At 64.4% G+C, this 18294-nt stretch carries 1 protein-coding gene; it reads left to right on the top strand.

The genetic code is table 11. From position 1 onward, the window contains the following. The coding region (locus FOY51_RS24705; protein WP_149432935.1) for a non-ribosomal peptide synthase/polyketide synthase at nt 1-18280 on the top strand (18280 nt) is incomplete at its 5' end. Nucleotides 18281-18294: the final 14 nt, after the last annotated feature.

The following is an 18294-nucleotide window of genomic DNA, read 5'->3' as shown; positions in this document are numbered from 1 at the left end:
CGAGCGGGTCGGTGCGGATGATGATTTCTTCGCGTTGGGTGGTAACAGTCTGATCGCGACGCAGGTGGTGTCGCGGTTGGGTGTGGTGTTGGATTCGCGGGTTGCGGTGCGTGTGTTGTTCGAAGCGCCCACGGTGGCTGGTTTGGCTGCTCGGGTGGAATCGCATGCGGGCGAGGGTGCTCGCGCTGCTCTTGTTGCGCGGGAGCGTCCGGAACGCATTCCGCTCTCGCTGGCGCAGCAGCGGATGTGGTTCCTCAACCGATTCGAACCCGAATCCGCTGCCTACAACATTCCGATCGCCATCCGACTGTCCGGCGAATTGGACGTTGCTGCGCTGAGTTCGGCGATCGCGGACGTGGTGGCCCGGCACGAGTCGCTGCGCACGATCTACCCCGAGCACGACGGCGCAGCCGAGCAGGTGATTCTCTCTGCGACACAGGCTGTTCCGGACCTGACGGTGCACGCCGTCGCGGAGTCCGAGCTGCCGCAACGCATCACGGAAGCGGTGTCACGTCCGCTCGATGTATCGACGGCTACGCCATTGGCCGTGACGCTGTTCGAACTCGGTGCGACCGAACATGTGGTGGTCATGGTCGTTCACCACATCAGCGCCGACGCCTTCTCGATGGGTCCGCTCGCCCGAGACGTGATGGTTGCGTACGCAGCACGTGCCGACGGCGACGAGCCCAGGTGGTCACCGTTGCCGGTGCAGTACGCCGACTACAGCACCTGGCAGCGCGAGCTGCTCGGCTCAGAGAGCGATGCGTCGTCGTTGATCGCAGGGCAGATCGACTACTGGACAACCACGTTGGCAGGACTGCCCGACGAGCTCTCGCTCCCGATGGATCGTCCACGCCCTGCAACGCAATCGCTCGACGGCGGGCGAGTGCCTTTCCAGATCGACGCCGGTACGTACCGCGGGTTGGTGGAACTGGCCAGGGCGAACAACGCCACGGTGTTCATGGTCGTCCACGGTGCGCTTGCCGCGTTCCTCGCTCGGATGTCGGTGAGCGACGACATCGCAATCGGCACACCGATAGCCGGTCGTGGTGAGGCCGCGCTCGACGACATGATCGGCATGTTCGTCAATACCCTAGTGTTGCGCTCGCGTATCGATACGAGCGAATCGTTCGTCGATCTGCTCGATCGGATTCGTCGTACAGACGTGGACGCGTTCGGGCATGCCGATGTCCCGTTCGAGCGACTCGTCGATCTACTGCACCCCGAGCGATCGACGGCACGGCATCCGCTGTTCCAGGTGGCATTGGCGTTCCAGAACGTGCCGACAACCGATTTCACACTCCCGGGGGTCACCGCACGCGGTGTCGACATCGATGTCCACACGGCAAAGTTCGATCTCACCCTCACCGTGCTCGCCGCCGCACCGGAGACCGCGACGGGTGGTGTTGCGGCCGAGTTCAGCTATGCGACAAGCTTGTTCGATCGGGCGACAATCGAGCATTTTGCGGATCGCTTCGGGCAATTGCTCCGAACTGTCGCTGCGACGCCGAACGTTGCCGTCGGCGACATCGAGCTGTTGAGTGTTGCCGAGCGAGCAGACTTGACCAGCCGCACCGGACCGGACGCTGAAGCAGCACAAACGCTTCCACAGTTGCTCGCTACGGCGACGAAAATCGATCCGGACGCCCCTGCCCTTGTTGCCGACGGCGTGGTGCTGTCGTACGACGAGTTGGATATTCGCTCGAACCGGTTGGCGCGGATGCTGATCGGCCGGGGAGTCGGGCCGGAAGATCTGGTTGCCGTTGCTGTGCCGCGATCGATCGAATCGGTGATCGCGGTCTGGGCGGTGGCGAAGTCGGGTGCGGCCTTCGTGCCTGTCGACCCGTCCTACCCGCCGGACCGAATAGCCCATATGTTGTCCGATTCCGGCGCGGTGATGGGTCTGACTGTGCCCGATGCGCGAGAGGCGTTGCCCGACAGCGTCGAATGGTTGTCGACCGACGATGTAGTCGGCTCTTCGCGCGAAAACGTTCCTGACGTCGTACGACTCCGCACTCTCTCCGTGCAACACCCGGCGTACGTGATCTATACCTCCGGATCGACCGGCAAGCCCAAGGGCGTCACGGTTACCCACGCCGGACTAGCCAACTTCGCGGCCGAGCAGCGCGAGCGATTCGCGGTCACCTCGTCGTCGCGCGTACTGCACTTCGCCTCGCCGAGCTTCGACGCATCGATCTTGGAGCTGCTCCTTGCGGTGTGCGCCGGTGCAGCAACGGTCATTGCGCCTACCACGGTCTACGGCGGTACGGAATTGGCTGATCTGATACGGCGCCAACGTATTACGCATGCGTTCGTGACGCCCGCAGCTCTGGCCTCGGTGGATCCGATCGACCTGGACGACCTACAGGTTGTGGTGGCAGGTGGCGATGCGGTGCCCGCCGGTTTGGTGTCACGCTGGGCGACAACGGATTCCACCCGCACTCGCCGATTCTTCAACGCCTACGGTCCGACGGAAGCAACGGTCGCGCCGCACATCAGCGAGCCGTTGACAGCCGGCGATCTCGTCACGATCGGTAAGCCGATTCGCGGTATGCGGTCGGTGGTTCTGGATCAACGGCTGCGGCCGGTCCCCGTGGGCGTCGCCGGGGAACTCTATGTTTCCGGAGTTCAGCTGGCCCGGGGTTATCACGAACGGAACGGCCTGACGGCCGACCGGTTCGTCGCCGACCCGTACGGCGTTGCGGGTGAACGGATGTACCGCACGGGTGACGTGGTGCGCTGGACCATCACTGGTGACGTCGAGTACGTGGGCCGCAGCGATTTCCAAGTGAAGGTGCGCGGATTCCGTGTCGAGCTCGGTGAGATCGACGCCGTCTTGACGGACCATGTCAGCGTTCGGTTCGCGACGACCATCGGCCACACCAATGCCGCAGGTGCGACGAGTCTCGTGTCGTATGTTGTTGCCGCCCAGGGGCAATCGATCAGCACGTCGCAGTTGATCGAACACGCCGCGACGCGCCTCCCGTCACACATGGTTCCCGCGAGCGTCATGGTGTTGGGCGACATTCCGTTGACGCGCGCAGGCAAGTTGGATCGGGCGGCGTTGCCGGAACCGGTGTACGCGGATGCGGTTGCGTTCACGGCTCCGCGGACGCCGGTGGAGGAGACCATTGCGGCGGTGTTCGCCGAGGTGTTGGGTGTGGAGCGGGTGGGTGTCGACGATTCGTTCTTCGCGCTCGGTGGTGACAGCATCGTGTCGATTCAGTTGGTGTCGCGGGCGAAGGCTCGTGGTGTGGTGTTCTCGCCGCGCAACGTCTTCGAGCAGCGCACGGTAGCGGGTTTGGCGGCGATCGCAGCGACGGCGAAGGCAGCGGCTCCCGTGGTGCTGGAGGAGCTGCGCGGCGGTGGAGTGGGCGACATGCCGTTGCCGCCGGTCGTTCGATTCATGGCCGAGCGAGGCGGCAGCTACGACCGGTTCAACCAGACCATCACCATCGAACTTCCCATGGAGATCGATCGAGCCGGCGTCGTGAACACCCTGACCGCGGTCGTCGATCGGCACGACATGCTGCGATCGCGGCTGTTCACCGATGACGATGGGCTACATCTCGACGTGCTGCCAGTGGGTGCGATCGACGTCGACGCTCTGGTCTCCCACGTCCCTTTCGACGCCGGCCTCGACGCGGAGTCGCTGACGAATCTTGCTACCCGAGAGCTCGATTCGGCCTTGAGTCGGCTGGATCCGGCGTCAGGTGTTGTGGTGCAGTTCGTGTGGCTGAATCCGATAGCCACCGACAAGGCATTGCGCCGATCGGGTCGGCTGATCGTCGCGGCCCATCACCTCGCGGTGGACGGTGTGTCGTGGCGAATCCTGCTGCCCGACTTCGTCTCCGCCTGGGCCCAGATCTCCGCGGGACGCGTTCCGTTGTTGGCGGAGCCGTCCACGTCGATGCGCCGCTGGTCGACGGCACTGACCGAGCTGGTTGCCGATCGAGCAGCGGAACTTCCGATGTGGCAGGAGATCATCGACGGTCCTGATCCGCTGCTCGGCACCAGGGCCCTTGATCCAGCCGTCGACGTTGCGACCACCGTTCGCAACGTGCGACTCGAACTGTCCGCCGAGACAACGGCGGATCTGCTGACCACGGTCCCCGAGTTGTTCCACGGCGGTGCCACCGACGCCATGCTTACGGCTCTCGCTCTGGCGTTGACGTCATGGCGCAGGCGTCGTGGTGTGAGTGAGGCGTCGTCGCTGATTCGTCTCGAGGGGCATGGCCGTGAAGAGGAGGTCGTGCCGGGCGCCGATCTGTCTCGTACGGTGGGGTGGTTCACGGCGATCTTCCCGGTGCGCCTGGATCTGGGTGGCATCGATGTCGATGATGCTCTTGCCGGTGGTCCTGCGATGGGGTCGGCGATCAAGGCAGTCAAGGAACAGATACTTGCGTTGCCGGACAAGGGCATCGGCTACGGCATGCTGCGATACCTCGATCCGGCCAGCAGTCTTCCGACAGAGATGCCCGGCCAGGTCAGTTTCAACTACCTCGGGCAGGTCTCGACTACCGACATCCCCGAGGAACTCGCGGGATTCGGTTGGATGCCGGCGGATGATCTCGGTGAGCTCGAGGTCATCCCCGACGCCGACATGCCTGCCATGGCGGTCATCGATATCAACGCGATCGTGTTGCAGGGCAAGCTGGTTGCCAATCTCGGCTACCCGGAGACTCTGCTCGAACGGGGTGACGTCGACCAGTTCGCCACGCGGTGGACCGATGCCTTGGCCGCGGTAGTCGCGCATGCGAAGACGGCTGGGGCGGGTGGTCGGACGCCGTCGGACCTGTTCGCTGCGGGTGTCCCACAGTCAGACATCGATACCTGGGAGGCTCACTACCCAGCGCTTGTCGACGCCTGGCCGTTGTCACCGCTGCAAAGCGGGCTGCTGTTCCACGCGAACCTTGCTGCAGAGTCGGTCGACGTCTACACCTCGCAGATCGTGTTGTCGCTCAACGGTTCGGTGGACTCCGAACGTCTGCGCGCCGCCGCCGACGGCATGATTGCCCGCCACGCCGCCCTGCGCACAGCGTTTGTGCGGGGCGAATCGGGCAGCGCAGTACAAGTCGTGCTCGACGCAACGCGCGCACCCTGGCGAGACGTCGATCTGACGAGCAACCCGGACGCCGATCGCGCCGACGAATGCGCCGCGATCGTTGCCGACGACCGCGCAGCTCGATTCGATCTCACCGATCCGCCTTTGATCCGGTTCACGTTGGTGCGCATCGATTCCGATGCGTGGAAGCTGGTGGTGACGAACCATCACATCATTCTCGACGGCTGGTCGATGCCGCTGGTTCTGCAAGAACTGTTGACCTTGTACGTCGTCCGCAACGATCGGACCGCGATTCCGGCAGCACTGTCCTATCGCAGCTATCTCGAGTGGATTGCGTTGCAGGACACAGATGCTTCCCTAGCAGAGTGGCGCGCTGCCCTCGACGGTGTCGTAGAACCGACTCTGCTGGCGCCGGCTGAGCCGGGCCGGGTCGTGACGGCGTTGGCGGGTGAGTTGATTTTCGAGTTGGACGAGGCGCGGACTGCTCGGTTGTCGGTGTTGGCGGCGCGGGTCGGGGTCACGGTGAACACCGTGTTGCAGGCCGGGTGGGGTGTGTTGTTGTCGCGCTTGGTGGGTGTGGATGATGTGGTGTTCGGTACGACGGTGTCGGGTCGGCCCGCGGGCCTTTCCGGTGTGGAGTCGATGGTCGGGTTGTTCATCAACACGGTGCCGGTACGGGTGCGGGTCGATCCGGCGGAGTCGGTCGAGGAGTTGCTGACCCGGGTTCAGGGTGAGCAGGCGGATCTGTTGGATCACCACTATGTGGGGTTGGCCGATATTCAGGCCGCGGCCGGGGTGTCCGGGTTGTTCGACACGTTGGTGGTGTTCGAGTCGTACCCGGTCGATGCTGCGGGTATTGCGTCGCAGGCGGCGTCGATCGATGGGATGTCGATCACGGGTATCGATGCGGCGGATGCGACGCATTATCCGTTGAGTTTGATCGTGTCGTTGGCGGCCACCCTGTCGGTGCGGGCTGGGTTCTTGCGGGATTTGTTGGATGAAGAGTCGGTGCGGTTGATCGCGGACCGCCTGATTCGGGTGTTGTCGGCGATGATCGCGGCACCGGATGCGGCGGTGGGTGATATCGAGTTGCTCGATGTTGCCGAGCGGTCGTTGGTGTTGTCCGGTTTCAACGACACCGCACAGGTGGTGGATTCGTCGGCGACGTTGGTGTCGTTGTTCGAGGCGCAAGCGTCCGCGACGCCGGGTGCGGTGGCGGTGTCGTTCGAGGGTGAGCAGCTGACGTATGGCGAGTTCGCGTCGCGGGTGCATCGCCTTGCTCGGTGGTTGATTGCCGAGGGTGTGGGTCCGGAATCGCTGGTGGCTCTGGGTATGCGCCGCTCGCTGGATTTGGTCGTAGGCATGTATGCGGTATCGGTGGCCGGTGGCGGGTATGTGCCGCTGGACCCGGATCACCCGGCGGAACGCATCGACTACATCCTGGAGACGGCGCAACCGGTGGCGGTGCTGACGACGAGTGGTTACGAATTCGAGTCGTCGGCCCGCACGGTCGCGATCGACACACTGAATCTCGAGGCTTTCTCGGATGCGCCAATTGCCGACGGTGAGCGGACCTCGACACTGGATTCGAGCAACACGGCGTATGTGATTTTCACGTCGGGCTCGACGGGGCGCCCGAAGGGTGTTGCGGTCTCCCATGGTGCGATCGTGAACCGTTTGGTGTGGATGCAGTCCGCATACCCACTCACCGAATCCGATGTGGTGTTGCAGAAGACGCCGGCGACGTTCGATGTGTCGGTGTGGGAGTTCTTCTGGCCGTTGCAGACCGGTGCCCGGTTGGTGGTGGCGCGCCCGGATGGTCATCGTGATCCGGCGTATCTGGTCGACATCATTCGTAGCGAGAACGTGACGACGGCGCATTTCGTGCCGTCGATGTTGGCGGTGTTCGTTGCTGCCGGGGCGAGCGGAGCGACGGGGGATGTCACCGCCGGTGTGAGGGAGTGCACGTCGTTGCGGCAGGTGTTTGCGTCGGGTGAGGCGTTGCCGGGGAAGACGGCGCAGCAGTTGCGTGCCGCGACGGGTGCTCGACTGCACAATTTGTACGGCCCGACCGAGGCTGCGGTCGACGTGACGTTCCACGAGGTGGTCGATGCCGATATCGCGTCGGTGTCGATCGGTGCGCCGGTGTTCAACACCGAGCTGTTCGTCCTCGACGGTCGGTTGCGTCCGGTCCCGGTCGGTGTCGCGGGTGAGCTCTACCTTGCGGGTGTCCAGTTGGCGCGCGGCTATGTCGGGCGCCCGGACCTGACGTCGGATCGGTTCGTGGCGAACCCGTACGGAGAGCCTGGTGCGCGGATGTATCGCACGGGTGATCTGGTGTCGTGGAACTCGCGGGGCGAGTTGAATTACATCGGCCGCACCGATTTCCAGGTGAAGTTGCGTGGCCTGCGGATCGAACTCGGTGAAATCGAAACCGCACTCGTACAGCAAGATTCGATCAACGAGGCCGTCGCTGTCGTTCGACAAGATACACGACGTGGCGACCAGCTCGTCGCGTATCTGGTTGCGGAGGTGGATAAGTCGATTGTGGTGGCGCGTGTTCGTGAGGGGCTCGGCAAACGATTGCCCTCATACATGGTGCCCACCGCCTTTGTTGTTCTCGACGCATTGCCGCTGAATGCCTCGGGCAAGCTCGATCGGAAAGCGTTGCCGGAACCGTCTTTCGGACCACGCAAGCATCGACCGCCGACTACCGATGCGGAGCGAGCGGTTGCCGCTGTCTTTTCCGGTGTCCTCGGTGTCGACCGCGTGGGCACCACCGACGACTTCTTCGAATTGGGCGGCAACTCCCTGCTTGCGACCCAGGTGGTTGCGCGACTCGGGGCCGCGCTCGATACCGAGATCGGTGTTCGGGTCGTCTTCGAAGCATCGACCGTTGCTGCGCTTGCAACGCGCGCACAATCGCTCGCAGGTGGCGGCGCGCGCACACCATTGGTGCCGCAGCCGCGTCCGGACCGGGTGCCGCTCTCGCTTGCGCAGCAACGCATGTGGTTCCTCAACCGATTCGAACCAGATTCCGCCGCCTACAACGTTCCGATGGCAATCCGCATGGTCGGCGTGTTCGATGCGGACGTGTTCGCGGCCGCAGCAGCCGACGTGCTCGCACGACACGAATCGCTGCGGACCGTGTATCCGGAGACCGTAGACGGTCCGGTTCAGGTGATCGAGGTGGCATCACGTCCGGACCTGACTCCGGAACAGGTTGCAGAGGAGGATCTTTCGGCCAGAATCTTCGAACTTGTTGCCGCCCCGTTCGATGTGACCGCTGACGTTCCGGTTCGGATGAACCTGCTCCGGATCTCGCCGGCCGACCATGTGCTGGCGGTGGTCGTGCACCACATCGTCGCCGACGGTTACTCGATGGGACCGCTGGCGCAGGATTTGATGACGGCATATCGAGCTCGCGCAACAGACGAGTCGCCGTCGTGGTCGCCGTTGCCGGTGCAATACGCGGACTTTGCCCTGTGGCAGCGTGCAGTACTGGGTTCCGAAGACGATCCCAACTCGGTGACATCCCGTCAGTTGGCGTACTGGCGCACCACGCTGGCTGGCTTGCCGGATCAGATCGACCTACCTACGGACCGGCCACGGCCTGCCGTGCAGTCGTTTGCCGGCGCGACCACGTCCTTCACGATCGACGCCGATATGCACAATCGATTGAACCAGCTTGCCAACGAACAGCATTCGACGCTGTTCATGATCCTGCATGCAGCACTGGCGGTTCTGCTTGCTCGACTGTCCAGCGCCGAGGACATCGCAATCGGTACCCCTGTCGCGGGCCGTGGCGAAGAGGCGCTTGACGGCCTCGTGGGGATGTTCGTCAACACGCTGGTGCTGCGGACTCGCATCGACAACGCAACACCTTTCACCGATTTGTTGGCAACCGTTCGCGAGGGTGATCTCGAAGCGTTCGCGAACGCAGACGTGCCGTTCGAGCGGCTGGTCGAGGTATTGAATCCGACTCGCTCGACTGCCCGCCATCCCTTGTTCCAGGTGAGCCTCACCCTCCAGAACATGGAGCGAGCCGACTTCGCGTTGCCCGGCCTCGTCGTCACCGGACTGAACGCCGACACACATATCGCGCAGTTCGATGTGCAGCTTGCCATCGCGGAACGGCGTGACGAGCGTGGCAGTTCGGCTGGCATCGATGCGCAATTCACCTATGCCACCGATTTGTTCGACGAAACCACAGTGGTCGAATTCGGTAATCGACTCACTGCACTACTCAGCGGAATCGTCACAGATCCGTCAACCGCGGTCGGCGATATCGACCTGCTGGCCGCTGCGGAGCGCGAGCGAATCGTCAGCGAGTGGAACGCAACCGATCACAGCGTTCCCAATATGACCCTTGCCGAATTGACGGCCGTGGGAATGCAACGAGACCCGGGCGCTGTCGCAGTCAGCTTCGACGGTGCCGAGCTGACCTTCGCCGAGTTCGACGGTCGAGTGAATCGCCTTGCGCGACGGTTGATCGCGGACGGTGTCGGTCCCGAATCGTTGGTTACGGTGGCCATGCGACGCTCACTGGATTTGGTGGTCAGCTTGCATGCCGTGGTCGCGGCCGGTGGCGCGTTCGTCCCCGTCGACCCCGATCACCCGATCGAGCGGATCGGCTATATTCTCGAGACCGCGGCCCCGGTATGCGTGCTCACCAGCTCGGCGGACGGATTCGTAACAACCGGCACGACGCCGACACTGGCCGTCGACATCATCGATCTCGATGATCTGGCTGCGGATCCGATTGCCCCCGAAGAACGTTCGGCGCACCTAGCCGCCGGAAACACCGCCTACGTGATCTTCACATCGGGTTCGACCGGTCGGCCGAAGGGTGTGGCGGTCACGCATGCCGCGATCGTCAATCAGATGCTGTGGATGGTCGACCGCTACGGCGTCGACAGTACGGATGTGTACTTCCAGAAGACCGCCACCACCTTCGACGTTTCGCTGTGGGGCTATTTCCTACCGCTGATCACCGGCGCGCGTCTGGTCGTTGCGACACCCGACGGTCACCGCGATGCGGCGTACGTCTCTGCCGCAATTGCCGAACATCACGTCACCATCACCGATTTCGTGCCGTCGATGCTTACGGTCTTCACCAGTCCTGCGACCGCGCAGCAGTGCGACACTCTGCGGCACGTGTTCGTGATCGGCGAAGCGCTGCCGATCGAGACTGCGCGGGCGTTCCGGGCGCTTGCGACGGCCGGCCTGCACAACCTGTACGGACCGACGGAAGCCGCTGTCAGTGTCACATCGTGGCAATCCAGCGAATCGGATACAGGCAGTGTGCCGATCGGCGTGCCGGAGTGGAACGTTGCGGCGTATGTCCTCGACGCCAGATTGCGCCCGGTGCCGGTGGGAGTCGCGGGTGAGCTGTACTTGGCAGGAAGGCAATTGGCCCGCGGTTATGTATCGCGGCCAGATCTGACGGCCGATCGCTTCGTGGCCAACCCGTTCGGTAGCGGACGTCTGTATCGCACGGGTGATCTGGTGCGCTGGACGAACCAAGGAGTACTGGATTACATCGGCCGTACCGACTTCCAGGTGAAGTTCCGCGGCCAGCGCATCGAACTGGGTGAGATCGAGACAGCACTGTTGGCCGATGACACGGTCAGCCAGGCCGTGGCGCTGGTCACCGAGACCGTTACGGGTCAACAGTTGGTTGCGTATGTCGTTCCTGCTGCAGCGAAGACGGTCGACATCGTGAGTCTGAAGTCCACTGTTGGCGACCGTCTCCCCAGCTATATGCTGCCGTCGGCAATCGTTGTGCTGGACGAGCTACCGCTGAACTCGTCGGGTAAGTTGGATCGCAAAGCGTTGCCGGATCCGGTGTTCGAGGCGAAGACGTTCCGCACGCCGTCGACGCCGATCGAAGAAATCGTTGCGGGCATCTTCGCCGAAGTCCTCGGGATCGAGCGGGTCGGTGCGGACGACGACTTCTTCGCCCTCGGCGGCAACAGCCTGATTGCGACACAGATGGTTTCGCGTCTCGCAGCGGCGCTCGACACCACCGTCGCCGTACGAACGCTGTTCGAGGCGCCCACTGTGTATGCCCTAGCAGCACGGGTCGAATTACATGCGGGCCAGGGCAATCGAGTCGTACTGCGCAAACGGGCGCGGCCGGAGCAGATTCCGCTCTCGCTCGCACAACAGCGGATGTGGTTCCTCAACCGTTACGAGCCCGGCTCGTCGGCATACAACATTCCGATCGCAATCCGCCTGACCGGCGCGTTGGACGTTGCTGCTCTGCGACACGCGATCGCCGATGTGGTCGATCGCCACGAGGCGCTGCGGACGGTGTACCCCGAACGCGACGGTGTCGCAGTTCAATTCGTCGTTCCGGCAGCCGACGTCGTCGCGACGTTGGCGCTGGCTCCGCAGCCGATCGACCGAGGTCGGCTGAGCGACCGTGTGAATGCCATCGCGGCAACACCGTTCGATGTTGCCGCGCAGGTGCCGTTGAGCATCGGTCTGCTCGAGCTGAGTGGTACCGAACACGTTCTGGTCGTCGTGATCCACCACATCAGCGGCGATGCGTTCTCGATGGGGCCGCTGTCGCGCGACATCATGGTCGCCTACGCGGCACGATCGCAGGGTGACGCTCCTGCGTGGGCGCCGTTGGCTGTGCAGTACGCCGACTACAGTCAATGGCAGCACGAGGTACTCGGCTCGGAGAGCGACCCCACTTCGGTTGTGTCGCAACAGGTCGACTACTGGACCACTGCGCTGGCGGCACTGCCTGCCGAAACGAATCTGCCCACCGATGCGCCGCGTCCCGCCGCCCAGTCGTACCGCGGCGGACGGGTGGACTTCGCGATTCCCGACGCTGTCGCCAGGGCCGTGGACGCGACCGCTCGTGTGCACGGGGCAACGCCGTTCATGATGCTGCACACGGCTCTCGCGGTACTGCTCGCGCAGGTAGCCGGATCCGACGACGTCGCAATCGGCACGCCGATCGCAGGCCGTGGCGACGCCGCGCTCGACCATCTCGTGGGGATGTTCGTCAATACCCTGGTCCTGCGCACCGTCATGGATCCCCGCAGCTCGATCGCCGCCTTGATCGATCAGGTCAGTGCCACCGACATCGACGCGTTCGGCCACGCCGATCTGCCGTTCGAGCGACTGGTCGACATCATCAGCCCGGAGCGATCGGCATCGCGGCATCCGCTGTTCCAAGTTGCACTCGTGTTCCAGGATGCTGACGGCATCTCTCTCGAACTCGGTGACCTGCAGGCCGGCGCGCTCGAGATCGATACGCAGATAGCGAAATTCGACCTGCAGTTCGGCTTTACGCGAACCGCGGGCGGACTCGCCGCGTCGATCACCTACGCCAGCGATCTCTTCGAGCGCACGACGGTCGAGCGGTTCGGCCGACAGCTGGTGCGGGTGCTCGAGCAGATCACGGCAGACACCACCCGCCCAGCCGGCGACATCGATCTGCTCGATGCAGCCGAGCGCGCCGACCTGCTCGGACGCACCGGTGGTGCCGCGGAACCGGCACAGACGCTGCCGGAGCTGATCGCGGCGGCGACAGCGCTCGACCCCGATGCGACCGCGTTGACCTATCGCGGCTCCGAGGTGTCTTACGGCGAACTCGACTCCACCTCGTCGCAGCTCGCGCGGGTGCTGATCGACCGAGGCGTTGGGCCCGAAACCGCTGTAGCCATCGGCATTTCACGATCCGTCGAATCCGTCGTCGCACTGTGGGCTGTGACCAAGGCAGGCGGCGTTGCCGTTCCTGTCGACCTGAAGTTCCCACGGGAGCGTATTGCGCACATGCTCGCCGACTCGGGCGCTGTACTGCTGCTGACAAACCAGTCGGACGCAATCGACTACGACATTGCCGTGCTCGCGATCGGCGATGAACTCGATATCGAACTGGCGAGCAAGTCGGCCGACGTGGTGACCGATGCCGATCGGGTCGCCACGCTGGGCGCTGCCGACACCGCCTACCTGATCTACACGTCAGGATCGACGGGTACGCCGAAGGGTGTGTCGGTGACGCACGCCGGTTTGGCGAACTTTGCTGCGGAACAACGTGATCGGTACTCGGTGACGGCGCACTCGCGGGTGCTGCATTTCGCTTCGCCCAGCTTCGACGCGTCCTTCATGGAATACCTGATGGGCCTCTGCGCGGGGGCAACACTGGTGATTGCGCCTGCCGACATCTACGGCGGCGACGAGCTGGCAGCGCTGCTCGAGCGTGAACGGGTGACGCATGCCTTCGTCACAACCGCCGCTCTGGCCTCGATCGGATCGGCGGACCTGCCGGAACTACGCGTGCTCGTCACCGGTGGTGAAGCCCTACCGGCGGAGGTGGCTGCCCGATGGATCGCCGATGGCCGCGATTTCTACAACGGCTACGGTCCCACCGAAACGACGATCGTCAGCAACCTCGGCGCTCCGCTGCGGGCGGGCGAGCGGGTGACGCTCGGCGGTCCGATCAGAGGTATGCGCTCGCTGATTCTCGATCGGCAGCTGCGCCCTGTGCCGGTAGGGGTAGCGGGCGAGCACTACCTCGCGGGTATTGCGTTGGCCCGCGGCTATCACCGACGACCGACCTTGACCGCCGAGCGGTTCGTAGCGGATCCGTATGGGGCAGTGAGTGATCGGATGTATCGGACCGGAGACGTCGTGCGGTGGACCGACGCCGGCCGCATCGAGTACATCGGCCGAGCCGACTTCCAGGTGAAGATGCGCGGCTTCCGTATCGAGCTCGGCGAAATCGACTCGGCGTTGACCGCTCACCCCGGTGTCGAGTTCGCCATCACGATTGCGCACACCAGGGACGGTGCGATGTCACTCGCCTCCTATGTCAGTCCCATGCGTGATCAGGCGCTGGTGCCCGACGACTTGACCGCATTCGTTGCGGACACACTGCCGTCGCACATGGTGCCGGCCTCGATCACCGTTTTGGATGCGCTGCCGTTGACCCCGGCGGGCAAGGTCGATCGCCGGGCCCTGCCTGCGCCGGTATTCCAGTCCAGCACCGAGTTCCGGGCACCCGAGACGCCGAACGAGATCGCCATCGCCGCGGTCTTCGGCGATGTTCTCGGTGTCGCGACGGTCGGTGCACACGACTCGTTCTTCGACCTCGGCGGCAACTCGCTGTCGGCGACCCGTGCCACCTCCAGGGTTACTGCCGCGCTCGGCGTCAGCGTGGCCGTCCGAGATCTGTTCGAGGCACCGACGGTCGCCGAACTGGCTGTTCGCACAGCTACTTTCGAGTGCAGCGCGCGTCTTCCGCTGGTGCCGCAAACGCGTCCGGCGCGCATTCCGCTGTCGATGGCGCAGCAGCGAATGTGGATCCTCAATCAGCTGGACCCGTCGTCTGCCGCCTACAACGTCGCGCTCGCCATGCGACTGACCGGCGACCTGGACGTCGATGCGCTCGACAGCGCGATCCGAGACGTGGTGGAACGCCACGAGGCCCTGCGCACGCGCTACCCAGAATTCGACGGGGTTCCCGCGCAGGTGATCGAACCCGTCGACCGTGTCGTGGGGCGCCTCACCGCAACACCGGCAGCGATGGCGGACATTGCGGATGTCACCGGCGCGGGATTCGACGCGACCACCGAAGTCCCAGTTCGGATTCGCCTGTTCCGCACAGGAGCCACGGAATACGTCCTCGCTGTGGTTGTGCACCACATCGCGGCCGACGGCTTCTCGCTCGGCCCGCTTGGGCAGGAAGTCATGGCCGCGTACACATCTCGGTCAGCGGGCAGCGCGCCCACCTGGGCACCGCTTCCGGTGCAGTACGCGGACTTCGCGATCTGGCAGCGCGAGACCCTGGGATCCGCCGACGATCCCGACTCGCTGATGGCGCAGCAGATCGCCTACTGGTCGGCGCAGCTTGCCGAGCTACCCGATCTGCTTCGACTGCCGACCGATCGCACCCGTCCGGCCGTCGCATCGATGCGCGGCGGTCGATACGACTTCACAATCGACGCGGCGTTGCAGCGGCGCCTTGCAGCGCTGGCTGATGCCAACGACGCGTCGATGTTCATGGTGGTGCACACCGCGCTTGCCGTGTTGCTGTCACGGCTGTCCGGCACCGGCGACATCGCAATCGGTACTCCCGTCGCGGGTCGCGGTGACGTCGCACTGGATCGGCTGATCGGCATGTTCGTCAACACGCTCGTGTTGCGAACGCGAGTCGACGGTGGCCAGTCGTTCGCTGCCGTGCTCGACCAGGTGCGCGAGAACGACCTTTCGGCATTCTCCAACAGCGACATGCCCTTCGAGCGTCTGGTCGAGGTACTCGATCCCGTTCGGTCCACGGCGTACTCGACGCTGTTCCAGGTGATGTTGACGTTCCAGAACTTCGAGCGGACCGAATTCGTGCTGCCCGGTCTGACAGTCGAGCCGATCGAATCCGCTGCCGCGCATGCGCGATTCGACCTCACAGTCACAATGGCCGAACTCGATGCAGGCATCAGGGTCGAGCTCACCTACGCCACGGATCTGTTCGACCACGACTCGATGCGGCAACTGTCGCAGCGCTACCTCCTCGTCCTGGAAGCCATGGTGACGGCGCTGGACACCAGCGTCGGCGATGTCGACCTGATGGACGACGACGAACGCCACCGACTCGCCTACCGAAACCGTACCGAGCGCGCGGGCAACGACGGTGCCACCCTGGTGTCCGAGTTCGAAAGGCAGGTCGCGGCAACTCCTTCCGGGATCGCCCTGGTCTTCGGCGAGCAGCAGCTCACCTACTCAGAGCTGGCTGCCCGCGTGAATGCGTTGGCGCGCAGGTTGATCGCCGATGGCGTCGGTGCCGAATCTACTGTCGCGATCGCGATGCGACGCTCCATCGACCTGCTTGTCGCTATGTACGCCGTCACCACGAGCGGTGCCGCATACGTGCCCGTCGACATCGATCATCCCGCCGAACGGACGCAACACCTTCTCGACAGTGCGCGTCCGATGTGCATCCTCACCACATCGATGGACGCGTCGCAGCTGCACACGACCCTGCCGACGGTTGCGGTGGACACGCTCGACCTGTCCAACGAATCAACCGCTCCCGTAACGGATTCCGATCGTCGTCGCTCGCTGAATCCTGACAACCCGGCATACGTGCTCTTCACCTCGGGATCGACCGGCCTGCCGAAGGGCGTCGTCGTCAGCCACCGCGCGATCGTGAATCAGTTGGCGTGGAAGCATTCCGAATACGGTCTCGACGCCGACGACGTGTTTTTGCTCAAGACCCCGGCAACCTTCGACGCATCGATGCGTGAGCTGTGGCTGCCGCTCCAAGTCGGTGCCCGCATCGTGATCGCTGCGCCCGGCGGCGAGCGCGACGTCGACTACCTCGCCGACACCATCGAGCAGCACGGTGTCACCGCAACGCATTTCGTCGCGTCGATGCTCGCCCTGCTGATCGCCGGCGCCGACGCGGCGAAACTACGATCCCTTCGCACGGTATTCGTGGGGGGCGAGCCGCTCCCGACCACGACCGCTGCGAAGTTCCTCGCCGTCAGCAACGCGCTGCTCACCAACGAGTACGGGCCCACCGAAGCCGCCGTGACGGCGACCAATCACCCGGTCACCGCCGCGGACATCGACGTGATGCCGATCGGTGTTCCCGTCCAGAACGTGGTCGTCTACGCCCTCGACGACCGGCTGCGGCCGGTACCCGACGGCGTCGCCGGCGAGCTCTACCTCGGCGGCACGCAACTGGCGCGCGGCTATTTCGGCCGACCCGATCTGACGTCGGAGCGGTTTGTCGCCGACCCGTTGCGGCCCGGCTTGCGTATGTACCGAACCGGCGACAGAGTCCGCTGGAACCGCGCCGACGACAAGCCTGAACTGGAGTACCTGGGCAGGACCGACTTCCAGGTTCACGTTCGCGGGCTCCGGATCGAACTCGGCGAGATCGAGTCGGCGTTGCTCGACCAGCCGACCGTCGACAACGCTGTCGCGACCGTGCAGGTCGACACGAACGGTCAGCAGGAACTGGTGGGGTACTTCGTACCGAGTGCCGGAACGTCAATCGATGTCGGCGACCTTCGTGCGGCGATCGCCCGTCGCGTCCCGTCGTACATGGTTCCCGGTTCGCTCGTCGAACTCGACGCGTTCCCGCTCAATGCCAACGGCAAGCTCGATCGCAACGCCTTACCGCGACCCGAGCGAGTCGTCCCGACCGCTGTCGCGCCGACCTCCGAGAACGCACGATTGGTCGCGGATGTCTTCGCCGATGTGCTGGATCTCGACCAGGTGGGTTCGAAGGACTCGTTCTTCGAGCTCGGTGGCAACTCGCTGATCGGCATGACGGTGGTGTCGCGGCTACGAGCAGCGTCCGGCATCGAGGTGCAGTACAACTGGCTGTTCGCGGCATCGACCCCGGAGGAGCTCGGGCTACTGCTGAGCGGCGGCGGCGCACGGGCCGGCGCGTCGGCGTTCGATGTACTGACGCCGCTGCGATCGTCGGGCGACCGCGAGCCGCTCTTCTGCATTCATCCCGCAGGCGGCCTCGCCTGGTTCTACGCCGGATTGATCAGCCACCTCGACGACGACAGGCCGTTGTTCGGCCTGCAGGATCCGCGCGTGGTCAAGGGTGAGCAGGCATACCTGGCGATCGAGGACTACGCCGCGCGCTACGTCGACGAGATTCGGCGAGTACAGCCTCACGGGCCCTATCACTTACTCGGCTGGTCGCTGGGCGGACGGATCGCCCACGCGATGGCCGTGCAACTGCAAGCCGAAGGTGACCGCGTCGCGTTGCTGGCGATGATGGACGCTGCGGCCGAGCTGACGCTCCCTGACGAGCCACCCGCTACCGGCCAGGCAACGTCCGTCTCCGACGCGGTCGGCGATACCCTCGGCGGCTGGCGGGAACTTCTCGACTTGGCCGACGACGCGCAGGTCAGCGGACCGGAGGAACTCGCCGAGTTGATCAGGGACCGCATTTCGGCCGCCGGAATGCTGACGGCGGAGCAGGTGGACGCCATGATCGAGAGCTTCACGGAAGCGGATCAGCGCACCTATCGGCCGGGCGTGTTCGTCGGCGATCTGATGTTCTTCACGGCCGCTCGCGATCACACCGGTGACGACGTGCCATCGCACACGTGGCGACGCTACGTTTCGGGCGACATCGAAGACACCCGCGTGGACGAGCGACATCTCGGCATGGCGAACCCGGCGGCGCTCGACGTGATCGGCCCGATGCTGCGCGACAACCTGCGAAGTTGATCCGTATTCGGTTG

Source organism: Antrihabitans cavernicola, assembly GCF_008297975.1.
Classification (GTDB): Bacteria; Actinomycetota; Actinomycetes; order Mycobacteriales; family Mycobacteriaceae; genus Antrihabitans; species Antrihabitans cavernicola.
The sequence above is the reverse complement of the archived record's forward strand: the minus strand, read 5'-3'. Positions and strand labels throughout refer to the sequence as shown.